Genomic DNA, 21532 nt, shown 5'->3' with positions numbered 1-21532 from the left:
TTCGAGCTTTCCACTCCCGTCACGGTGCGTCCATACGGCGGACGTGATCGCGCCGCCCGGCACCGTGGACCGGGCCGCTCACGCCGTGTACGAGTGCCCGGCGGCCGCCCGCACCCGCGCGTGGCTACGATGGGCCAGCCGGTGGCCAGCAGGGGCCGCCCGGCCACACCGACCCTCGGGAAGGCCATGCTGAACAAGTACGCGCGTGCATTCTTCACGCGTGTCCTCACACCGTTCGCCGCGTTTCTGATCCGGCGGGGCGTCAGCCCCGACACGGTCACGCTCATCGGCACGGCCGGTGTGGTCGCGGGCGCGCTGGTCTTCTACCCCGTGGGAGAGTTCTTCTGGGGCACGGTCGTGATCACGCTCTTCGTGTTCTCCGACCTGGTCGACGGAAACATGGCCCGCCAGCTCGGCCGCTCCAGCCGCTGGGGCGCCTTCCTGGACTCCACGCTCGACCGCGTCGCCGACGGCGCGATCTTCGGCGGCTTCATCCTCTGGTACGCCGGTGGGGGCGACGACCTGGTCCTGTGCGCCGTCTCGATCTTCTGCCTGGCCAGCGGCCAGGTGGTGTCCTACACCAAGGCCCGCGGCGAGTCGATCGGCCTGCCCGTCGCCGTCAACGGCCTCGTCGAGCGCGCCGAGCGCCTGGTGATCTCGCTGGTCGCGGCCGGTCTCGCGGGCCTGCACAAGTTCGGCGTACCCGGCATCCAGTACCTGCTGCCCGTCGCCCTGTGGATCGTCGCCGTCGGCAGCCTCGTCACGCTGATCCAGCGGGTCGTCACGGTCCGCCGGGAGTCCGCCGAGGCGGAGGCCGCGGCGGCCGCCCCGGACAAGCCGCAGGGCGCCTCCCAAGGGAGCGAGGCCGCCAAGTGAGTGCCCAGGAGCGCCTCACGGACGCGCTGTACGGACTCGGCTGGGGCACCGTCAAGAAGCTCCCCGAACCGGTCGCCGTACGGCTCGGCCGCACCATCGCCGACCTCGCCTGGAAGCAGCGCGGCAAGGGGGTGCGGCGGCTGGAGAGCAACTACGCGCGCGTGGTGCCCGGCGCGAGCCCGGAGCGCCTCGCCGAGCTCTCGCGCGCGGGCATGCGCTCGTACCTGCGCTACTGGATGGAGTCCTTCCGGCTGCCCTCCTGGAGCGCCGAGCGCGTCAAGGGCGGCTTCGACCCCAAGGACCTGCACCACCTGACCGACGGCCTCGCCGCCGGGAACGGCGTGATACTCGCCCTGCCGCACCTGGCCAACTGGGACCTCGCGGGCGCCTGGGTCACCACCAAGCTGGAGACACCGTTCACCACGGTCGCCGAACGCCTCAAGCCCGAGACGCTCTACGACCGCTTCGTCGCCTACCGCGAGGGTCTCGGCATGGAGGTCCTGCCGCACAGCGGTGGCACCGCCTTCGGCACCCTGGCCCGCAGGCTGCGCGACGGCGGTCTGGTCTGCCTGGTCTCCGACCGTGACCTGTCCGCGTCCGGCGTCGAGGTCGACTTCTTCGGGGACACGGCCCGGATGCCCGCCGGCCCGGCGCTGCTGGCCCAGCAGACCGGGGCGCTCCTGCTGCCGGTCACGCTCTGGTACGACGACTCACCCGTCATGCGGGGCCGTGTCCACCCCCCGATCGAGGTACCGGAGACAGGCACCCGGGCCGAGAAGACGTCTGTCATGACACAGGCGCTGGCAGACGCCTTCGCCACGGGGATCGCCGAACATCCGGAGGACTGGCACATGCTCCAACGCTTGTGGCTCGCCGACCTGGAACCACGACCGGACGACGGCTCGGACGGAGAGCGTCCGTGAAGATCGGCATCGTCTGCCCGTACTCCTGGGACGTCCCAGGCGGCGTCCAGTTCCACATCCGCGACCTCGCCGAGTACTTCATCCGGCTCGGCCACGAGGTGTCCGTGCTGGCCCCGGCCGACGACGACACCCCGCTCCCGCGGTACGTGGTCTCGGCGGGCCGCGCCGTCCCGGTCCCGTACAACGGCTCGGTCGCCCGCCTGAACTTCGGGTTCCTCTCGGCGGCCCGGGTGCGCCGCTGGCTGCACGACGGCGAGTTCGACGTCATCCACATCCACGAGCCCGCCTCGCCGTCCCTCGGCCTGCTGGCCTGCTGGGCGGCCCAGGGCCCGATCGTGGCGACCTTCCACACGTCGAACCCGCGGTCCCGGGCGATGATCGCCGCCTACGCCATCCTCCAGGCGGCCCTGGAGAAGATCAGCGCCCGCATCGCCGTCAGCGAGTACGCCCGCCGCACGCTCGTGGAGCACCTCGGCGGCGACGCGGTCGTCATCCCCAACGGCGTCGACGTCGACTTCTTCGCCAAGGCCGAGCCCAACCCCGACTGGCAGGGCGACACCATCGGCTTCATGGGCCGCATCGACGAGCCCCGCAAGGGTCTGCCGGTCCTGATGAAGGCCCTGCCGAAGATCCTTGCCGCCCGCCCCCAGACCAGGCTCCTGGTCGCCGGACGCGGCGACGAGGAGGAGGCGGTCGAGTCCCTGCCCGCCGAACTGCGCTCCCGCGTCGAGTTCCTCGGCATGATCAGCGACCAGGACAAAGCCCGCTTCCTGCGCAGCGTCGACCTGTACGTCGCCCCCAACACCGGCGGCGAGAGCTTCGGGATCATCCTGGTCGAGGCGATGTCGGCCGGCGCCCCGGTCCTCGCCTCCGACCTCGACGCCTTCGCCCAGGTCCTCGACCAGGGCGCGGCGGGCGAACTCTTCGCCAACGAGGACGCCGACGCCCTCGCCGAGGCGGCGGTACGCCTCATGGAGGACCCCGCCCGCCGGGCCGAGCTGCGGGAGCGGGGGAGCGTGCATGTGCGCCGCTTCGACTGGTCGACCGTCGGCGCGGACATCCTGTCGGTGTACGAGACGGTGACGGCCGGCGCGGCGGCGGTGGCCGCGGACGAGCGGACCGGGGGCGGCAGCGGGTTGCGGGCTCGGCTGGGGCTGGCGCGGGACTGAGGCGGAGGGCTTTTGCCTCGTAGCGCCGGTCCAGGCGCTTTCAGCTCGTCCGGCGTTCGAGGACGAGGCATCGCCGTCCCGAACCCCCACCCACCCGCAGCGGGCTACGCCACGCCGCCCCAGGCCCTTTCAGCCTGCCCGGCGTTCGAGGACGAGGCCCGAAGGGCCGACAGCGGGGGTCTGGGGGCGGCAGCCCCCAGTGACGGCCACACCAACACCCCCGCGCGAACACCGACCCCCGCGCCACAAACGGCTCACCCCGCGGAGCGTAGGGTGCCGCCGTGACCGCAACTCTCATCTGGATCCTCGTAGCCCTCGTCGCGATCGGCCTCTACCTGAGCTGGACCGCAGGCCGTCTGGATCGGCTGCACGCCAGGATCGACGCGGCACGCGCCGCGCTCGACGCCCAGCTGCTGCGCCGCGCCTCCGTGGCCCAGGAACTGGCCACCTCCGGCGTCCTGGATCCGGCCGCGTCGATCGTCCTGTACGAGGCCGCCCACGCCGCCCGGCAGGCCGAGGAGGAGCAGCGGGAGGTCGCCGAGAGCGAGCTGAGCCAGGCACTGCGGGCGGTGTTCGCGGAGCCCCAGCAGGTGGAGGCCGTACGGGAGGCCCCCGGCGGCGAGGAGGCGGCCCGTGAGCTGACCGAGGCGGTGCGCCGGGTACCGATGGCCCGCCGCTTCCACAACGACGCCGTACGTGCCGCCAGGGCCCTGCGACGGCACCGCAAGGTCCGCTGGTTCCGCCTTGCCGGCCACGCCCCGTTCCCCCTGGCCTTCGAGATGGACGACGAGGCCCCGGTGGCCCTGGCCGACCGTGCCGCCTAGGACGTGCCGAAGTCGGGGAGGGTGAGGGACCCGTCGGCGCCGAGCGCGAACCCGGGGTTGTGCGCGACCTCCCAGGCATGGCCGTCCGGGTCCACGAAGCACCCGGAGTAGAAGCCGACGGCATTGGTGGCCGCGGGCTTGGTGACGGTCGCTCCGGCCCCTTCAGCGGCCGTCAGCAGGGCGTCGACCTCGGCGTCGGAGCGCACGTTGTGGGCCAGGGCGATGCCGCCGAAACCGGCTCCGGCGCCGTCCGTCAGCCCGCAGTCCCGGGCAAGCTTGTCGCGGCCCCACAGGACCAGGGCGAGGCCGCCCGCCTGGAAGAAGACGGTCTCCTCGACCTCCTGCCCCCGCCAGCCCAGGGCCTCGTAGAAGGCACGCGAGCGCGCCACATCGGAAACTCCCAGCGTGACCAGACTGATGCGCTGTTCCATGCCAGGACACTAACGCCGCCCGGGCGCCCAGGCTGAGGCAAAACGATCCACCGCCTCACCATTGGCCCTTGAAGTGGCCCCCGCCCGTCACGTTTCCTCAATCCTTGCAGTAGCCCCTTTTCCACCGAGCGAGGTCACCCGTGTCCATCTCCGAAAACCAGGCCCCCGAGACCGGCACCGCGCGCGTGAAGCGCGGTATGGCCGAGCAGCTCAAGGGCGGCGTGATCATGGACGTCGTCACGCCGGAGCAGGCGAAGATCGCCGAGGACGCGGGCGCCGTCGCCGTCATGGCCCTGGAGCGGGTCCCCGCCGACATCCGCAAGGACGGCGGCGTGGCCCGGATGTCCGATCCGGACATGATCGAGGGCATCATCGACGCCGTCTCCATCCCGGTCATGGCCAAGTCCCGCATCGGCCACTTCGTCGAGGCCCAGGTCCTGCAGTCCCTCGGCGTCGACTACATCGACGAGTCCGAGGTCCTCACCCCGGCCGACGAGGTCAACCACTCCGACAAGTGGGCCTTCACCACCCCGTTCGTCTGTGGCGCCACCAACCTGGGCGAGGCCCTGCGCCGCATCGCCGAGGGCGCCGCCATGATCCGCTCGAAGGGCGAGGCCGGCACCGGCAACGTCGTCGAGGCCGTCCGCCACCTGCGCCAGATCAAGAACGAGATCGCCAAGCTGCGCGGCTTCGACAACAACGAGCTGTACGCCGCAGCCAAGGAGCTGCGCGCCCCGTACGAGCTGGTCAAGGAAGTCTCCGAGCTCGGCAAGCTCCCGGTCGTGCTGTTCTCCGCCGGCGGCGTCGCCACCCCCGCCGATGCCGCGCTGATGCGCCAGCTCGGCGCCGAGGGCGTCTTCGTCGGCTCCGGCATCTTCAAGTCCGGCGACCCCGCCAAGCGCGCCGCCGCCATCGTGAAGGCCACCACCTTCTACGACGACCCGAAGATCATCGCGGACGCCTCCCGCAACCTGGGCGAGGCCATGGTCGGCATCAACTGCGACACCCTCCCCGAGACCGAGCGCTACGCCAACCGCGGCTGGTAAGCACCCCACCGGCGCCCCTCCGGCATCCCCCCAAGGACTGCACGTACATGACCGACGCACCCGTCATAGGCGTCCTGGCCCTCCAGGGCGACGTACGGGAGCACCTCATCGCCCTGGCCGCGGCCGACGCCGTGGCCAGGCCGGTGCGGCGCCCCGAAGAACTCGCCGAGGTCGACGGCCTCGTCATCCCCGGCGGCGAGTCCACGACCATCTCCAAGCTCGCCGTCCTCTTCGGCGTGATGGAGCCCCTACGCGCGCGCGTGCGGGACGGCATGCCCGTCTACGGCACCTGCGCCGGCATGATCATGCTCGCCGACAAGATCCTCGACCCGCGCTCGGGCCAGGAGACGATCGGCGGCATCGACATGATCGTGCGCCGCAACGCCTTCGGCCGGCAGAACGAGTCCTTCGAGGCAGCGGTCGACGTGCAGGGCGTCGCGGGCGATCCTGTGGAGGGCGTCTTCATCCGCGCCCCCTGGGTCGAGTCCGTCGGCGCCGAGGCCGAGGTCCTCGCCGAGCACGACGGCCACATCGTCGCGGTCCGCCAGGGCAACGCACTGGCCACGTCGTTCCACCCGGAACTGACCGGCGACCACCGTGTGCACGGCCTGTTCGTCGACATGGTGCACGCGAACCGGACGGCCGAGTCCTTGTAGGATCTCTGGCGTTCGTTCATAGATGGGTTACGCGAAGGAGACAGGCAGATGTCCGGCCACTCTAAATGGGCCACGACGAAGCACAAGAAGGCCGTGATCGACGCCAAGCGCGGCAAGCTCTTCGCGAAGCTGATCAAGAACATCGAGGTCGCGGCGCGTATGGGCGGCGTCGACCTCGACGGCAACCCGACGCTCTACGACGCCGTCCAGAAGGCCAAGAAGCAGTCGGTGCCGAACAAGAACATCGACTCCGCGATCAAGCGCGGTGGCGGTCTCGAGGCCGGTGGCGCCGACTACGAGACGATCATGTACGAGGGTTACGGCCCGAACGGCGTCGCCGTGCTCATCGAGTGCCTCACCGACAACCGCAACCGCGCCGCCTCCGACGTCCGCGTCGCCATGACCCGCAACGGCGGCAACATGGCCGACCCGGGCTCCGTGTCGTACATGTTCAGCCGCAAGGGCGTCGTCATCGTCCCCAAGGGCGAGCTGAGCGAGGACGACGTCCTCGGCGCCGTCCTGGACGCCGGCGCCGAGGAGGTCAACGACCTCGGTGAGTCCTTCGAGGTCATCAGCGAGGCCACCGACCTGGTCGCGGTCCGCACCGCCCTCCAGGAAGCCGGCATCGACTACGACTCCGCCGACTCCAGCTTCGTGCCGTCCGTCCAGGTCGAGCTCGACGAGGAGGGCGCCAAGAAGATCTTCAAGCTGATCGACGCCCTCGAGGACAGCGACGACGTCCAGAACGTCTTCGCCAACTTCGACGTCAGCGACGAGATCATGGAGAAGGTCGACGCGTAACGCTGCCGTGAGTTGAGCGGACTCGGCGGGCCGGTGGGACACACCCCACCGGCCCGCCGCCGTTGTCGGTGGCAGCAGATAGCCTGCACAAACAGGCGATCGAACGTGAGGGGGCGTGGTGCGGGTACTCGGGGTCGACCCCGGACTGACGCGGTGCGGTGTCGGTGTCGTGGAGGGAGTCGCGGGGAGGCCGTTGACGATGCTTGGCGTCGGTGTCGTACGGACGCCCGCGGACGCCGAGTTGGGCCGGCGCCTCGTCGCCGTCGAGCAGGGCATCGAGCAGTGGCTGGACGAGCACAGGCCCGAATTCGTCGCCGTGGAGCGGGTGTTCAGCCAGCACAACGTGCGCACGGTGATGGGCACCGCCCAGGCCAGCGCCGTCGCCATGCTCTGCGCCGCCCGCCGCGGCATCCCCGTCGCCCTGCACACCCCGAGCGAGGTCAAGGCCGCCGTCACCGGCAGCGGCCGCGCCGACAAGGCCCAGGTCGGTGCCATGGTCACCCGGCTGCTGCGGCTGAGCGCCCCGCCCAAGCCCGCCGACGCCGCCGACGCCCTGGCGCTCGCCATCTGCCACATCTGGCGCGCCCCCGCGCAGAACCGACTCCAGCAGGCCGTGGCCCTGCACTCAGCCAAGGCCCCGTCGAAAGGCCGTCTCGCATGATCGCGTTCGTCAGCGGCCCGGTCGCCGCCCTCGCCCCCGACTCCGCGGTGGTGGAGGTGGGCGGGATCGGCATCGCCGTCCAGTGCACACCGAACACCCTCTCGGGACTGCGGAAGGGCCAGCCCGCCAGGCTCGCCACCTCCCTGGTCGTCCGCGAGGACTCCCTCACCCTGTACGGCTTCGCGGACGACGACGAGCGCCAGACCTTCGAGCTGCTCCAGACCGCGAGCGGCGTCGGCCCGCGCCTGGCCCAGGCGATGCTGGCGGTGCACTCGCCCGACGCACTGCGCCGAGCCGTCGCGACCGCCGACGAGAAGTCGCTCACCGCCGTCCCCGGCATCGGCAAGAAGGGCGCCCAGAAGCTGCTCCTGGAGCTGAAGGACCGCCTCGGCGAGCCCGTCGGCGCCCCCGCCGTCGGCGCACCGGTCACCCAGGGCTGGCGCGACCAGCTGCACGCCGCCCTGATCGGCCTCGGGTACGCGACCCGCGAGGCCGACGAGGCGGTCGCCGCCGTGGCCCCGCAGGCCGAGGCCGCCGGGGGCACGCCCCAGGTCGGACAGCTGCTGAGGGCGGCCCTCCAGACCCTCAACAGAGCACGCTGATCGACGGACCCGACGACATGGGCGGACGACACACCCCCGTCGGCCACACCCCGTACGACACCCACCGCGACCCCCGAGGCACACTCCATGAACTGGGACGACACGACCGACACCCCCGCCCCCGAGCGGCTGGTGGGCCCTGTCGCCGACCGTGAGGACCAGGCCGTCGAGGCCGCGCTGCGTCCGAAGGACCTGGACGAGTTCATCGGTCAGGAGAAGGTCCGCGAACAGCTCGACCTCGTCCTGCGCGCCGCCCGCGCGCGGGGCGCCACCGCCGACCATGTGCTGCTCTCCGGCGCCCCCGGCCTCGGCAAGACCACCCTCTCGATGATCATCGCCGCCGAGATGGGCGCCCCCATCCGCATCACCTCAGGCCCCGCCATCCAGCACGCGGGCGACCTCGCGGCGATCCTCTCCTCCCTCCAGGAGGGCGAGGTCCTCTTCCTCGACGAGATCCACCGCATGTCGCGGCCCGCCGAGGAGATGCTGTACATGGCGATGGAGGACTTCCGCGTCGACGTCATCGTCGGCAAGGGCCCCGGCGCCACCGCCATCCCCCTCGAACTGCCCCCGTTCACCCTGGTCGGTGCCACCACGCGCGCGGGCCTGCTGCCGCCCCCGCTGCGCGACCGCTTCGGCTTCACCGCGCACATGGAGTTCTACGAGCCCGCCGAGCTGGAGCGCGTCATCCACCGCTCGGCCAACCTGCTCGACGTGGAGATCGAGGCCGACGGCGCCGCCGAGATCGCCGGCCGCTCCCGCGGCACGCCCCGTATCGCCAACCGCCTGCTGCGCCGGGTCCGGGACTACGCCCAGGTCAAGGCCGACGGGCTCATCACCAGGGACATCGCCGCCGCCGCACTCGCCGTCTACGAGGTCGACGCCCGCGGACTCGACCGCCTCGACCGCGGTGTCCTCGAGGCGCTGCTGAAGCTGTTCGGCGGCGGGCCGGTCGGACTGTCGACGCTCGCGGTCGCGGTGGGGGAGGAGCGGGAGACCGTCGAGGAGGTCGCCGAACCCTTCCTCGTCCGGGAGGGTCTGCTCGCCCGCACCCCGCGCGGCCGGGTCGCCACGCCCGCCGCCTGGGCGCATCTCGGCCTGACGCCGCCACGCTCGCAAGCTGCGGGAAACGGACAACAGGACCTGTTCGGGACGTGATGGCCCGGTCACGGCGAGCACACTGGCCGGAGCAGGAACCCCGGTGCCATGCTGAGCGTTGTTCCATGCGCGGAGACTCGCTTAGACTCCGCCGATGCCGCCTTTGTCGGCGGCACACATACCCCCAACCATCAGGCCGCTCACCGTCGCGGTCGTGTGAAGGAAGTACCGACCCGTGCCGAGTATCGTGACCCTCCTCCCGTTCATCGTGCTCATCGGGGCCATGTTCCTGATGACCCGGTCGGCCAAGAAGAAGCAGCAGCAGGCCGCCGACATGCGGAACCAGATGCAGCCCGGATCCGGTGTCCGCACCATCGGGGGCATGTACGCCACGGTCAAGGAGGTCAGCGACGACACCGTCCTCCTTGACGCCGGCCCGGGCGTGGAGCTCCTCTTCGCCAAGAACGCGATCGGTGCCGTCCTCTCCGACGACGAGTACAACCGCATCGTGCACGGCGTCGAGCACGACCTGAAGTCCGACGTCGTCCCGGACGACGCCTCCTCCCTCACCGAGACCGACGAGCCCGCCGCTGCCGCCGACTCCGACGAGAAGTCCGTCGACCTCGGTAAGAAGGACGAGGACAAGGCCGAGGAGTCCGCCGACGCCGTGTCCGCCGAGGCGAAGACGGACGACGAGCCGAAGAAGACCGACGGCGACTCCGACGCGAAGTAGCCATGCTCCGGGGCGCGCGGGCGGGCCACGCCTGCGCGCCCCCGGGCATGCTGAGCTCGCACGGGATCCCGACACCATGTCATGGCCGCCCGCCCGTTGACCCGGAGCGAGGCGGCCCGAGAGGGAGTACGAGAAGGTGGCAGCACCTAAGAAGGGCCGCAGCGCGGGTGCCCAGAGCAAGCCAGGGCGCTCGCTGGCCCTCATCCTGATCGCCATCGCGGCGCTCACCGGAGGGATGTTCGCCTCGGGGCACACCAAGCCGCGACTCGGCATCGACCTGGCCGGCGGCACGAGCATCACGCTTCGCGCGGTGGCCGAGCCCGGCCAGGAATCCGCGATCAACAAGACCAACATGGACACCGCGGTCGAGATCATGGAGCGCCGTGTCAATGGTCTGGGTGTCTCGGAGTCCGAGGTACAGACCCAGGGCGACGAGAACATCATCGTCAACATCCCCAAGGGCACGAACTCCAAGGAAGCCCGGGACCAGGTAGGCACCACCGCGAAGCTCTACTTCCGCCCGGTCCTGACCACCGAGATCTCCGGCGCCGACGCGCCCGCCACCCCCACGCCGAGTGCCACCAGCAGCGCGTCGGGCGACTCCACCGACAAGGCGACCTCCTCCGCGTCCCCCTCCGGCTCCACCAGCCCGACGCCGAGCTCCACCACCCAGGGCCGCGCGGTCACCGACGCCCTGAAGGCCGACCCCACGCCGTCGACGAGCGCCTCCTCCAGCGCCTCCCCGTCCGCGAGCGGCAGCGCCTCCGGCGACCAGGCGACCAGCGCCCTCGAAGCGCAGTACGCCAAGCTGGACTGCACCAAGGAAGCGGTCCGCGCCAAGGCCGGTGACGGCGCCAAGCCGACCGACCCCACCGTCGCCTGCGGCCAGAACTCGGCGGGCCAGTGGCAGAAGTACATCCTCGGCCCCGCCGAGGTCGACGGCACGGACGTCGACGACGCCCAGGCCGTGTGGGACGCGCAGAGGGCGGCCGGCTGGATCGTGAACATGAAGTTCACGGGCTCGGGCGGCAAGAAGTTCGCCAACATCACCGGCAAGCTCGCCAAGAACCAGCCGCCGCAGAACCAGTTCGCCATCGTCCTGGACGGCGAGGTCGTCTCCGACCCGTCCGTCAGCGAGGCCCTGACCGGCGGCAGCGCCGAGATCTCCGGCAACTTCACCCAGGAGTCGGCCGAGAGCCTGGCCAACATGCTGTCCTACGGCGCCCTGCCGCTGACCTTCCAGGAGGACAGCGTCACCACGGTGACCGCCGCGCTCGGCGGTGAGCAGCTGAAGGCCGGTCTGATCGCCGGTGCGATCGGCCTCGCCCTGGTCGTGATCTACCTGCTGGTCTACTACCGCGGTCTGTCGCTCATCGCCATCCTGTCGCTGCTGGTCTCCGCCGCCCTGACCTACACGATCATGTCGCTGCTCGGCCCGACCATCGGCTTCGCGCTGAACCTGCCGGCCGTCTGCGGTGCCATCGTCGCCATCGGCATCACAGCGGACTCGTTCATCGTGTACTTCGAACGCGTCCGCGACGAGATCCGCGAGGGCCGCTCGCTGCGCCCCGCTGTCGAGCGGGCCTGGCCGCGCGCCCGGCGCACCATTCTGGTCTCGGACTTCGTGTCCTTCCTCGCCGCCGCGGTGCTCTTCATCGTCACCGTCGGCAAGGTCCAGGGCTTCGCGTTCACGCTCGGCCTGACCACCCTGCTCGACGTGGTCGTCGTGTTCCTGTTCACCAAGCCGCTGCTGACGCTCTTGGCCCGCAGCAAGTTCTTCGGCAGCGGACACAGCTGGTCCGGCCTCGATCCCAAGCGACTCGGTGCCCGGCCGCCGCTGCGCCGCACCCGACGTCCCTCCGCCCCCGTCGAGACGAAGGAGGCGTGAGATGTCGAAGCTCGGCAACCTCGGCGCCCGACTGCACCGTGGCGAGGTCGGCTACGACTTCGTCGGCAACCGCAAGATCTGGTACGGCCTGTCGATCCTGATCACCATCACGGCCATCGTCGGCCTGGCGGTGCGCGGCCTGAACATGGGCATCGAGTTCCAGGGCGGCGCGGTCTTCAACACCCCGAAGACCAGCGTCTCGGTCTCCCAGGCCCAGGAGTACGCGGAGAAGGCCTCCGGGCACGACGCGATCGTCCAGAAGCTCGGCAGCGGCGACAAGGCGACCTTGCGCATCCAGGTCGCCGGCATCGACACCAAGCAGGCCGACAAGGTCTCGGCGCAGCTGGCCAAGGACCTCGGCGTCGCGGAGAAGGACGTCACCGGAGAGCTCGTCGGCCCCAGCTGGGGTGAGCAGATCGCCAACAAGGCCTGGCAGGGCCTCGGGATCTTCCTGGTCCTCGTGGTGATCTATCTGGCCATCGCCTTCGAGTGGCGCATGGCACTCGCCGCGTTCGTCGCCCTGATCCACGACATCACCATCACGGTCGGCATCTACGCCCTCGTGGGCTTCGAGGTCACGCCGGGCACGGTGATCGGTCTGCTCACGATCCTCGGTTACTCGCTCTACGACACGGTCGTCGTCTTCGACAGCCTCAAGGAGCAGACGAAGGACATCACCAAGCAGACCCGCTGGACCTACAGCGACATCGCCAACCGGTCGATCAACAGCACCCTGGTGCGCTCCATCAACACCACGGTGGTCGCACTGCTGCCGGTGGCGGGCCTGCTCTTCATCGGTGGCGGCTTCCTCGGCGCAGGCATGCTCAACGACATCTCGCTGTCGCTGTTCGTCGGCCTCGCGGCCGGTGCGTACTCCTCGATCTTCATCGCCACGCCGCTCGTCGCCGACCTCAAGGAGCGCGAGCCGCAGATGAAGGCCCTGAAGAAGCGCGTCCTCGCCAAGCGGGCGCAGGCCTCGACACCGGGCGAGGCGTCGGACGCCCCGGCCGCCGACGAGCCCTTCGACGACGAGCCGGAGGACGCCACCCCCGCGGTCGTCGGCCCCCGCAACCAGCCCGCGTCCCGCAACCGGGGCCGCGGCCGCCCGTCCGGGAAGCGCCGATGACCGACATCAAGGAACTGCTGCTCAGCCGGATCCGCGATGTGGCGGACCACCCGGAGCCGGGCGTGATGTTCAAGGACATCACCCCGCTCCTGGCGGACCCGGCGGCGTTCACGGCGCTCACCGACGCGCTGGCCGAGATCGCCGCGAACACCGGCGCCACGAAGATCGTCGGCCTGGAGGCCCGCGGCTTCATCCTCGGCGCCCCGGTCGCCGTCCGCGCGGGCCTCGGCTTCATTCCCGTACGCAAGGCGGGCAAGCTCCCCGGAGCGACCCTCAGCCAGGCGTACGACCTGGAGTACGGCTCGGCGGAGATCGAGGTGCACGCCGAGGACCTGGCCGTGGGCGACCGCGTCCTGGTCATCGACGATGTCCTCGCCACCGGCGGCACGGCGGAGGCCTCGATACACCTCATCCGCAGGGCAGGCGCCGACGTAGCGGGCCTCGCGGTCCTGATGGAACTCGGCTTCCTGGGCGGCAGGGCCCGCCTGGAACCGTCCCTGGCAGGAGCTCCGCTGGAAGCGCTGCTGGCGGTCTGAGGGATAAACGACGACCTCAGGGATAAACAACGACGGCCGTCCCAGTGCGACTGGGGCGGCCGTTTCGCGCCCCTTCAGGGGCGCGGGGAACTGTGCCACAAGCCACGACGGTGCGTCAGCCGGCAACGTGTCTCAGCCCCCACGTCCCTTCCGGAATGCCGACGGCAGCCCCTCGCGTTTCTCGGGTAGACGGCCCTCACATCGGCCTGAAGGCGATCCTCGGGCGCAGGATCGCTACCATGGGGTTTCCGGAGCCTGACCGGGGGACCCGGATCGCGCACGAGGAGTCCTCTTGCCAGACGAGGCCCAGCACCTGACCGCCGCCAAGCCCGAGTCCGCCTCGGCGCCCGCGGCGAAGCCCGCACCGAACGCGCCGCACGCGAAGAACGACTCGCGCGGGACGGTCGAGCACGCCCAGTCCGCGCCCGTCGACAAGCCGGCCGAGCAGGCCCGACCCAAGCCTGCCCCGCCCGAGCGGCCCGTCAACACGCCCGCGGCCCGCCCGTCCGCGGGCCAGCCCGCCCGCACCGGCTCCTCCAACCGCGTCCGCGCCCGCCTCGCGCGTCTCGGCGTCCAGCGCTCCAATCCGTACAACCCGGTCCTGGAGCCCCTGCTGCGGATAGTCCGCAGCAACGACCCGAAGATCGAGACCGCCACCCTCCGCCAGATCGAGAAGGCCTACCAGGTCGCCGAGCGCTGGCACCGCGGCCAGAAGCGCAAGAGCGGCGACCCGTACATCACGCACCCCCTCGCGGTGACCACGATCCTCGCCGAGCTGGGTATGGATCCGGCCACGCTCATGGCGGGCCTGCTGCACGACACCGTCGAGGACACCGAGTACGGCCTCGACCAGCTCCGCCGCGACTTCGGCGACTCCGTCGCCCTCCTCGTCGACGGCGTCACCAAGCTGGACAAGGTCAAGTTCGGCGAGGCCGCCCAGGCCGAGACCGTGCGCAAGATGGTCGTCGCCATGGCCAAGGACCCCCGCGTCCTGGTCATCAAGCTCGCCGACCGCCTGCACAACATGCGCACCATGCGCTACCTCAAGCGCGAGAAGCAGGAGAAGAAGGCGCGCGAGACCCTCGAGATCTACGCGCCCCTCGCCCATCGCCTCGGCATGAACACCATCAAGTGGGAGCTGGAGGACCTCGCCTTCGCGATCCTCTACCCCAAGATGTACGACGAGATCGTACGGCTGGTGGCCGAGCGGGCACCGAAGCGTGACGAGTACCTGGCCATAGTGACCGACGAGGTCCAACAGGACCTGCGCGCGGCCCGCATCAAGGCGACCGTCACCGGCCGGCCGAAGCACTACTACAGCGTCTACCAGAAGATGATCGTCCGCGGCCGTGACTTCGCGGAGATCTACGACCTGGTGGGCATCCGCGTCCTCGTCGACACGGTCCGCGACTGCTATGCGGCACTGGGCACCGTCCACGCCCGCTGGAACCCGGTTCCGGGGCGGTTCAAGGACTACATCGCGATGCCCAAGTTCAACATGTACCAGTCGCTGCACACCACGGTCATCGGCCCCAACGGCAAGCCGGTCGAGCTGCAGATCCGCACCTTCGACATGCACCGCCGCGCCGAGTACGGCATCGCCGCGCACTGGAAGTACAAGCAGGAGGCCGTCGCCGGCGCCTCCAAGGTGCGCACCGACGTGCCCAAGGCCGGCAAGGGCAAGGACGACCACCTCAACGACATGGCGTGGCTGCGCCAACTGCTGGACTGGCAGAAGGAGACCGAGGACCCGGGCGAGTTCCTGGAGTCCCTGCGCTTCGACCTGTCCCGCAACGAGGTCTTCGTCTTCACCCCGAAGGGCGACGTCATAGCGCTCCCGGCCGGGGCCACCCCGGTCGACTTCGCGTACGCCGTCCACACGGAGGTCGGCCACCGCACCATAGGGGCGCGGGTCAACGGCCGTCTCGTACCGCTCGAATCCACCCTGGACAACGGCGACCTGGTGGAGGTCTTCACCTCCAAGGCAGCCGGCGCGGGCCCCTCCCGCGACTGGCTCGGCTTCGTGAAGTCGCCGCGCGCCCGCAACAAGATCCGGGCCTGGTTCTCCAAGGAGCGCCGCGACGAGGCCATCGAGCAGGGCAAGGACGCCATCGTCCGCGCGATGCGCAAGCAGAACCTGCCGATCCAGCGCATCCTCACCGGCGACTCCCTGGTCACTCTCGCGCACGAGATGCGCTACGCAGACATCTCCGCGCTGTACGCGGCGATCGGCGAGGGCCATGTCTCCGCGCAGAACATCGTGCAGAAGCTCGTCCAGGCCCTCGGCGGCGAGGAGGCCGCCACGGAGGAGATCGACGAGTCGGTCCCGCCGGCCCGCGGTCGCAGTCGCAAGCGGCGTTCCAGTGCCGACCCGGGCGTGATCGTCAAGGGCGTCGAGGACGTATGGGTCAAGCTGGCCCGCTGTTGTACGCCCGTGCCCGGCGACCCGATCATCGGCTTCGTCACACGCGGTAGCGGAGTATCGGTTCACCGCAGCGACTGTGTGAACGTGGAGTCACTGTCCCGCGAGCCCGAGCGCATCCTCGAGGTCGAGTGGGCGCCCACCCAGTCCTCGGTCTTCCTGGTCGCCATCCAGGTCGAGGCCCTCGACCGCTCCCGGCTCCTCTCCGACGTCACCCGCGTCCTGTCCGACCAGCACGTCAACATCCTCTCTGCGGCCGTCCAGACCTCCCGCGACCGCGTCGCCACCTCCCGCTTCACCTTCGAGATGGGCGACCCCAAGCACCTCGGGCACGTCCTGAAAGCGGTCAGGGGAGTGGAGGGCGTGTACGACGTGTACCGCGTGACGTCGGCCCGCAGCAGGTCGTAGCACCGCACACGAACAGGGTCGTAGCCCGGCACCCGAGAAGGGCCCCGTACGTGACGTACGGGGCCCTTCTCGTCGTACCGGTGCCGGCTGCCGTCAGCCGCCGAACTCCTGCAGACCCTTCAGAGCCTGGTCCAGCAGCTCCTGGCTCCTCTGCAGCTCACCCTCGAGCTTGTCGGCCCGCGCGTTGTTGCCCTGGGCGCGTGCCTGCTCGATCTGGCCCTTGAGCTTGTCCACGGCGGCCTGGAACTGGCCGGTCATCCCCTCGGCACGCGCGCGTGCCTCCGGGTTGGTCCGGCGCCACTCGGAGTCCTCGGCCTCCTGGATGGCCCGCTCGACGGCGTGCATCCGGCCCTCCACCTTGGGCCGGGCGTCGCGCGGCACATGGCCGATGGCCTCCCAGCGCTCGTTGATCGAGCGGAAGGCGGCACGCGTGCCCTTCAGGTCGCCGATCGGCAGGAGCTTCTCGGCCTCCTCGGCCAGCTCCTCCTTCAGCTTCAGGTTCTCGGCCTGCTCGGCGTCGCGCTCGGCGAAGACCGAGCTGCGGGCCGCGAAAAAGATGTCCTGGGCGCCGCGGAAGCGGTTCCACAGGTCGTCCTCGTGCTCGCGCTGAGCGCGCCCAGCGGCCTTCCACTCCGACATCAGCTCGCGGTAGCGGGCCGCCGTCGGACCCCAGTCGGTCGACCCGGACAGCGCCTCGGCCTCGCCGACCAGCCGCTCCTTGGTCTTGCGGGCCTCCTCGCGCTGCGCGTCCAACTGCGCGAAGTGCGCCTTGCGGCGCTTGGAGAACGCCGACCGGGCGTGCGAGAAGCGGTGCCACAGCTCGTCGTCCGACTTGCGGTCGAGCCGCGGCAGGCCCTTCCAGGTGTCCACCAGGGCCCGCAGTCGCTCACCGGCGGCCCGCCACTGGTCGGACTGCGCCAGCTCCTCGGCCTCGGTGACCAGCGCCTCCTTGGCGTGCCGCGCCTCGTCCGACTGCTTCGCCCGCTGCTGCTTGCGCTCCTCGCGCCGCTTCTCGACCGTCTCGACGAGCTTGTCCAGCCGGGTCTTCAGGGCGTCCAGATCGCCGACCGCGTGGTGGGCGTCCACCTGCTCGCGAATGTGGTCGATCGCGGTCTGAGCGTCCTTCGCCGACAGGTCGGTGGTCTTCACTCGCTTCTCGAGGAGGCCGATCTCGACAACCAGGCCCTCGTACTTGCGCTCGAAATAGGCCAGCGCCTCGTCAGGGGTGCCTGCCTGCCAAGAACCGACAACCTGCTCGCCGTCGGCCGTACGCACGTACACGGTCCCCGTCTCGTCGACGCGGCCCCACGGGTCGCTGCTCACAGCGCCTCCTCCACATGATGCCTGCGAGGGGCTTCTGTTCCCCCGGGCATCGTCCACAGTTTCGTCACGGCCAACATAGGCGACCGGCGGGTTGCCTGTCCGCATCCCGCGCGACCGAAATTTCGCAGTTGGCGGTCAGGATTTGGTGACCGTCGCCTTGTCGATGACCACCGTCGCGTTCGGCGCCCCGTCGCCCTGGCCGGTGCTCTCTCCGGCGTCGGCAATCTTCTTGAGTACCTTCATGCCGGATTCGGAAACGGTACCGAACGGTGTGTAGCTCGGCGGCAGCTGACTGTCCTGGTACACCAGGAAGAACTGGCTGCCACCGGAGTGCTTCTGGCCGGTGTTCGCCATCGCCACGGTGCCCGCGGGATAGATGTTGTTCTTGAGGCTTTTGTCCTTCAGGTTCTCGTCCGGAATCGTGTACCCGGGACCGCCCGTCCCCGTGCCCGTCGGGTCACCGCACTGCAGCACGTAGATGCCGTTGGTGGTGAGCCGGTGGCACTTGGAGTGGTCGAAGTAGCCCTTGCCGGCCAGGAAGTCGAACGAGTTCACGGTGTGCGGCGCGGCCGACGCCTTCAGCGCGATGTCTATGTCACCGCACGTCGTCGCGAGCTTCATCGTGTACTTGGCCGACTTGTCGACCGTCAGCTCCGGCTCCTTCTTCCAGGTCGCCGTCTTGACCTTGCCCTCGGCGGGCTTCTCGCACGGGTCCGGAGCCTTGCTGGGCGTCGCGCTGGGCGTGACCTCCGCGCCCGCGTTCTCCTTGGTGTCGTCCTTCTTGAGGACTCCGGTCGTGTACAGCGCGAGACTGCCGATGACGACGACGCCGAGCACCGACGCGATCACCGAGTTGCGCATGCGCGCCTTGCGCCGGGCGGACGTACGCCGCTGCTGCTGCCGCAAGAACTTCTCCCGGGCGAGCTGACGCCGCCGCTGTTCCTGGCTGACCACCGGGTTCTCTCCTCATGCGTCGTGTGTGTCGACCGGTACGCGTGCGTCCTGTGAGCCGACTGCCTGCGTGTGCCCCGTACCGTATATGGGTTCGCTGAGAAATCGGCAGCGCCGGTAGGCTCTGACCACAGGCGGAGCCCGCCGACAAACCACTCGTGTCGACACAAACGAAGGACGATCGTGCTCATTGCCGGGTTCCCCGCCGGGGCCTGGGGGACGAACTGTTATCTCGTCGCCCCCGCCGCCGGCGAGGAGTGCGTGATCATCGACCCGGGCCACGAGGCGGCCCCCGGAGTCGAGGAAGCACTGAAGAAGCATCGGCTCAAGCCCGTCGCCGTCGTCCTCACCCACGGACACATCGATCACGTGGCCTCGGTCGTCCCGGTGTGCGGCGCGCACGACGTGCCGGCCTGGATCCACCCCGACGACCGGTACATGATGAGCGACCCCGAGAAGGCGCTCGGCCGTTCCATCGGCATGCAGTTGATGGGCGAGCTGACCGTCGGGGAGCCGGACGACGTCAAGGAGCTGACGGACGGCGCGAAGCTGCGGCTGGCGGGGATGGAACTCTCCGTCGCGCACGCTCCGGGCCATACGAAGGGGTCGGTGACCTTCGGCCTGCCCGAGGCGGCGGACATCCCGCCGATCCTGTTCTCGGGCGACCTGCTGTTCGCCGGCTCCATCGGACGCACCGACATGCCCGGCGGTGACATGGCCGAGATGCTCGACTCGCTGGCCCGCGTGTGCCTGCCGCTCGACGACTCGACCGTGGTGCTGTCCGGCCACGGCCCCCAGACGACCATCGGCCGGGAGCGCGCCACCAACCCCTATCTGCGGCAGGTGGCCGCCGGCCCGGGAGCCGACGTGAACGCTCCCCGACGAGGAATGTGACGAGACCTTCCGTGAGCACCTTCAAGGCCCCCAAGGGCACGTACGACCTGATCCCGCCGGACTCCGCGAAGTACCTGGCGGTCCGTGAGGCGATCGCCGCCCCGCTGCGCAACTCCGGCTACGGCTACATCGAGACGCCCGGCTTCGAGAACGTCGAGCTGTTCGCCCGCGGTGTCGGCGAGTCCACCGACATCGTCACCAAGGAGATGTACGCCTTCGAGACCAAGGGCGGTGACCAGCTGGCCCTGCGCCCCGAGGGCACGGCCTCGGTCCTACGCGCCGCCCTGGAGGCCAACCTGCACAAGGCGGGCAACCTCCCGGTCAAGCTCTGGTACTCGGGCTCGTACTACCGCTACGAGCGCCCCCAGAAGGGACGTTACCGGCACTTCTCCCAGGTCGGCGCCGAGGCGATCGGTGCCGAGGACCCGGCGCTGGACGCCGAGTTGATCATCCTGGCCGACCAGGCGTACCGCTCGCTGGGCCTGAGCGACTTCCGGATCCTGCTGAACAGCCTGGGCGACCAGGAGTGCCGCCCGGTCTACCGGGCCGCGCTCCAGGACTTCCTGCGCGGCCTGGACCTGGACGAGGACACCCTGCGCCGCGCGGAGATCAACCCGCTGCGCGTCCTCGACGACAAGCGCGAGTCGGTCCAGAAGCAGCTGGGCGACGCCCCGCTCCTGCGCGACTACCTCTGCGACGCCTGCAAGACGTACCACGAGGAGGTCCGCGAGCTGATCACGGCGGCCGGTGTCTCCTTCGAGGACGACCCGAAGCTGGTGCGCGGCCTGGACTACTACACGCGTACGACCTTCGAGTTCGTCCACGACGGTCTGGGCTCCCAGTCCGCGGTGGGCGGCGGCGGCCGCTACGACGGCCTGTCGGAGATGATCGGCGGCCCCGCGCTGCCGTCCGTCGGCTGGGCCCTCGGCGTCGACCGCACGGTCCTGGCGCTGGAGGCGGAGGGCGTCGAACTCGAACTCCCCTCCACGACCAGCGTGTTCGCCGTCCCGCTCGGCGAGGAGGCGCGCCGGGTCCTCTTCGCGAAGGTCACCGAACTGCGCAAGGTCGGCATCGCGGCGGACTTCTCCTACGGCGGCAAGGGCCTCAAGGGCGCCATGAAGAACGCCAACCGCAGCGGCGCCCGGTACACGATCGTCGCCGGGGAACGCGACCTCGCCGAGGGCGTCGTCCAGCTCAAGGACATGGAGTCCGGTGAGCAGGCGGCCGTCGGCGTCAACGAGATCGTGGCGGAACTGGAAGCCCGACTGGGCTGATTTCGGAGCGCTGGATTCCGAGGAGCGGGGGCCTGTCGGTCCCCGCTCCTCGCAGTTCCGACGGTGTCCGGAACCGAATGCCTTCACCCGCGAGCGGGCTCTTGCTTATGCCGCACGAACGGCGGACACGCGGCTGTGTACGGCACAATGTGCCGTGCCCGAAGAAGGTCCAACTCTCAGTGACGGAATCGGCGTGATGAGCAAGACGACAGTCAAGGACGTCTCCACCGAGCCCGAGCGGGAGCCCGCCGAAGCACCCCCGCAACTGCTGGGCGGCAGCCGCGCGTTCGCTCTGCTGCTGGTGATCACCGGCGCGGCCGGACTGCTCGCCGCGTGGGTCATCACGATCGACAAGTTCAAGATTCTTGAGGCCAAGGTCGAGGGAAAGACCTACACGCCCCCCTGCAGCCTCAACCCGATCGTGTCCTGCGGCAGCGTCATGCAGAGCAAGCAGGCGGCCGTCTTCGGGTTCCCCAACCCCATGCTGGGCCTCGTCTGCTACGGCATCGTCGTCTGCGTCGGCATGAGCCTGCTCGCCCGCGCCCGCTTCCCGCGCTGGTACTGGCTGACCTTCAACTTCGGCACCCTCTTCGGCGTCGCCTTCTGCACCTGGCTGATGTACCAGTCGCTGTACAACATCGGCGCGCTCTGCCTGTGGTGCTCGCTGGCCTGGGCGGCCACGCTCACCATGTTCTGGTACGTGACCTCCTTCAACGTCCGCAACGGCTTCCTGCCCGCCCCGCGCCCGCTGAAGAACTTCCTCGCCGAGTTCACCTGGGTGCTCCCGGTGACCCACTGCGGCGTCATCGCCATGCTGATCCTGACGCGCTGGGGCAGCCAGCTCTGGGCCGCCTGACCCGCTCCGCACCCGATGTCAGTGCGGTGATTTA

21 protein-coding genes are annotated in these 21532 nt (G+C 70.0%); 18 read left to right on the top strand and 3 right to left on the bottom strand.

Features of this window, described 5'->3' with window-relative positions; genetic code table 11:
- The first annotated feature begins 129 nt into the window (after window positions 1-129).
- The 4 genes from pgsA to ACFZBP_RS30680 all read left to right on the top strand — a co-directional run bounded on the left by pgsA (window position 130) and on the right by ACFZBP_RS30680 (window position 3792).
- Window positions 130-876: a phosphatidylinositol phosphate synthase gene (gene pgsA / locus ACFZBP_RS30695; RefSeq protein ID WP_391418270.1), complete on the top strand. Its 747-nt coding sequence runs from the start codon at window positions 130-132 to the stop codon at window positions 874-876.
- On the top strand, window positions 873-1799 hold the full coding sequence (locus ACFZBP_RS30690; protein ID WP_383459090.1) for a phosphatidylinositol mannoside acyltransferase: 927 nt from the start codon (window positions 873-875) through the stop codon (window positions 1797-1799). The genes pgsA and ACFZBP_RS30690 overlap by 4 nt, the downstream gene beginning before the upstream one ends.
- The gene (locus tag ACFZBP_RS30685) at window positions 1796-2968 is read left to right on the top strand and encodes a glycosyltransferase (protein WP_391417789.1); all 1173 of its coding nucleotides are present in this window, start codon (window positions 1796-1798) and stop codon (window positions 2966-2968) included. The genes ACFZBP_RS30690 and ACFZBP_RS30685 overlap by 4 nt, the downstream gene beginning before the upstream one ends.
- Window positions 2969-3249: 281 nt before the next feature.
- Window positions 3250-3792 (top strand): hypothetical protein, encoded by a 543-nt coding sequence (locus tag ACFZBP_RS30680; protein WP_391417787.1) that lies wholly within the window; start codon window positions 3250-3252, stop codon window positions 3790-3792.
- On the opposite strand, the gene ACFZBP_RS30675 is transcribed toward ACFZBP_RS30680, so the two are convergent.
- A complete protein-coding gene (locus ACFZBP_RS30675) occupies window positions 3789-4223 on the bottom strand; it encodes a VOC family protein (protein ID WP_383459081.1) in 435 nt (144 codons plus the stop codon). The genes ACFZBP_RS30680 and ACFZBP_RS30675 overlap by 4 nt on opposite strands.
- Before the next feature lie 140 nt (window positions 4224-4363).
- Between ACFZBP_RS30675 and pdxS the strand changes: the two genes are divergently transcribed.
- From pdxS to relA, 11 genes are all read left to right on the top strand, one after another.
- The gene (pdxS, locus tag ACFZBP_RS30670) at window positions 4364-5269 is read left to right on the top strand and encodes a pyridoxal 5'-phosphate synthase lyase subunit PdxS (protein ID WP_048581098.1); all 906 of its coding nucleotides are present in this window, start codon (window positions 4364-4366) and stop codon (window positions 5267-5269) included.
- Between the two features lie 47 nt (window positions 5270-5316).
- Window positions 5317-5925, top strand: a complete 609-nt coding sequence (pdxT, locus tag ACFZBP_RS30665; protein ID WP_383459078.1) for a pyridoxal 5'-phosphate synthase glutaminase subunit PdxT — start codon at window positions 5317-5319, stop codon at window positions 5923-5925.
- 48 nt (window positions 5926-5973) lie between these two features.
- Entirely contained in the window at window positions 5974-6726 is a 753-nt protein-coding gene (locus ACFZBP_RS30660) for a YebC/PmpR family DNA-binding transcriptional regulator (protein WP_383459076.1), read from the top strand.
- Between the two features lie 118 nt (window positions 6727-6844).
- Window positions 6845-7387, top strand: a complete 543-nt coding sequence (gene ruvC, locus ACFZBP_RS30655; protein WP_383459073.1) for a crossover junction endodeoxyribonuclease RuvC — start codon at window positions 6845-6847, stop codon at window positions 7385-7387.
- Window positions 7384-7989 carry a Holliday junction branch migration protein RuvA gene (gene ruvA, locus ACFZBP_RS30650; RefSeq protein ID WP_383459070.1) on the top strand — a complete coding sequence of 202 codons (606 nt, stop codon included), beginning with the start codon at window positions 7384-7386 and terminating at the stop codon, window positions 7987-7989. Before ruvC ends, ruvA begins: the two co-directional genes overlap by 4 nt.
- Window positions 7990-8076: 87 nt before the next feature.
- Window positions 8077-9147 carry a Holliday junction branch migration DNA helicase RuvB gene (gene ruvB, locus ACFZBP_RS30645; protein ID WP_391417783.1) on the top strand — a complete coding sequence of 357 codons (1071 nt, stop codon included), beginning with the start codon at window positions 8077-8079 and terminating at the stop codon, window positions 9145-9147.
- A gap of 175 nt (window positions 9148-9322) precedes the next feature.
- Complete coding sequence (yajC, locus tag ACFZBP_RS30640; RefSeq protein ID WP_391417780.1) at window positions 9323-9820, top strand: preprotein translocase subunit YajC; 498 nt, start codon at window positions 9323-9325, stop codon at window positions 9818-9820.
- Window positions 9821-9956: 136 nt separating this feature from the next.
- Window positions 9957-11708, top strand: a complete 1752-nt coding sequence (gene secD / locus ACFZBP_RS30635) for a protein translocase subunit SecD (RefSeq protein ID WP_391417778.1) — start codon at window positions 9957-9959, stop codon at window positions 11706-11708.
- 1 nt (window position 11709) lies between these two features.
- The gene (secF, locus tag ACFZBP_RS30630) at window positions 11710-12834 is read left to right on the top strand and encodes a protein translocase subunit SecF (RefSeq protein ID WP_383459055.1); all 1125 of its coding nucleotides are present in this window, start codon (window positions 11710-11712) and stop codon (window positions 12832-12834) included.
- Window positions 12831-13370, top strand: coding sequence for an adenine phosphoribosyltransferase (locus ACFZBP_RS30625; protein ID WP_391417776.1), 540 nt, complete (start codon window positions 12831-12833; stop codon window positions 13368-13370). Before secF ends, ACFZBP_RS30625 begins: the two co-directional genes overlap by 4 nt.
- Before the next feature lie 292 nt (window positions 13371-13662).
- Complete coding sequence (gene relA, locus ACFZBP_RS30620) at window positions 13663-16200, top strand: GTP pyrophosphokinase (protein ID WP_062722586.1); 2538 nt, start codon at window positions 13663-13665, stop codon at window positions 16198-16200.
- Window positions 16201-16293: 93 nt separating this feature from the next.
- On the opposite strand, the gene ACFZBP_RS30615 is transcribed toward relA, so the two are convergent.
- Entirely contained in the window at window positions 16294-17523 is a 1230-nt protein-coding gene (locus ACFZBP_RS30615; RefSeq protein ID WP_383459048.1) for a DUF349 domain-containing protein, read from the bottom strand.
- A 135-nt stretch (window positions 17524-17658) separates the two neighbouring features.
- Window positions 17659-18477, bottom strand: a complete 819-nt coding sequence (locus tag ACFZBP_RS30610) for a peptidylprolyl isomerase (RefSeq protein ID WP_391417773.1) — start codon at window positions 18475-18477, stop codon at window positions 17659-17661.
- 180 nt (window positions 18478-18657) lie between these two features.
- On the opposite strand from ACFZBP_RS30610, the gene ACFZBP_RS30605 reads away from it, so the two are divergent.
- The 3 genes from ACFZBP_RS30605 to ACFZBP_RS30595 all read left to right on the top strand — a co-directional run bounded on the left by ACFZBP_RS30605 (window position 18658) and on the right by ACFZBP_RS30595 (window position 21498).
- Window positions 18658-19368, top strand: coding sequence for an MBL fold metallo-hydrolase (locus tag ACFZBP_RS30605; RefSeq protein WP_391417771.1), 711 nt, complete (start codon window positions 18658-18660; stop codon window positions 19366-19368).
- An 11-nt stretch (window positions 19369-19379) separates the two neighbouring features.
- Window positions 19380-20642 (top strand): histidine--tRNA ligase, encoded by a 1263-nt coding sequence (gene hisS, locus ACFZBP_RS30600; protein WP_383459040.1) that lies wholly within the window; start codon window positions 19380-19382, stop codon window positions 20640-20642.
- Between the two features lie 196 nt (window positions 20643-20838).
- Window positions 20839-21498, top strand: coding sequence for a vitamin K epoxide reductase family protein (locus ACFZBP_RS30595; protein ID WP_391417768.1), 660 nt, complete (start codon window positions 20839-20841; stop codon window positions 21496-21498).
- The last annotated feature ends 34 nt before the right edge of the window (window positions 21499-21532 follow it).

Source organism: Streptomyces sp. NPDC008086 (genome assembly GCF_042957325.1).
Classification (GTDB): domain Bacteria; phylum Actinomycetota; class Actinomycetes; order Streptomycetales; family Streptomycetaceae; genus Streptomyces.
This window is presented reverse-complemented; position numbering and strand designations above follow the sequence as displayed.

Excerpts from the sequence above, each read along its gene's own strand:
- ACFZBP_RS30660 (WP_383459076.1), top strand. The coding sequence starts at position 5,974 with ATGTCCGGCCACTCTAAATGGGCCACGACGAAGCACAAGAAGGCCGTG.
- ACFZBP_RS30625 (WP_391417776.1), top strand. The coding sequence starts at position 12,831 with ATGACCGACATCAAGGAACTGCTGCTCAGCCGGATCCGCGATGTGGCG.
- pgsA (WP_391418270.1), top strand. The coding sequence starts at position 130 with ATGGGCCAGCCGGTGGCCAGCAGGGGCCGCCCGGCCACACCGACCCTC.
- ruvB (WP_391417783.1), top strand. The coding sequence starts at position 8,077 with ATGAACTGGGACGACACGACCGACACCCCCGCCCCCGAGCGGCTGGTG.
- ACFZBP_RS30675 (WP_383459081.1), bottom strand. The coding sequence starts at position 4,223 with ATGGAACAGCGCATCAGTCTGGTCACGCTGGGAGTTTCCGATGTGGCG.
- secF (WP_383459055.1), top strand. The coding sequence starts at position 11,710 with ATGTCGAAGCTCGGCAACCTCGGCGCCCGACTGCACCGTGGCGAGGTC.
- pdxT (WP_383459078.1), top strand. The coding sequence starts at position 5,317 with ATGACCGACGCACCCGTCATAGGCGTCCTGGCCCTCCAGGGCGACGTA.
- ACFZBP_RS30595 (WP_391417768.1), top strand. The coding sequence starts at position 20,839 with ATGAGCAAGACGACAGTCAAGGACGTCTCCACCGAGCCCGAGCGGGAG.
- ruvA (WP_383459070.1), top strand. The coding sequence starts at position 7,384 with ATGATCGCGTTCGTCAGCGGCCCGGTCGCCGCCCTCGCCCCCGACTCC.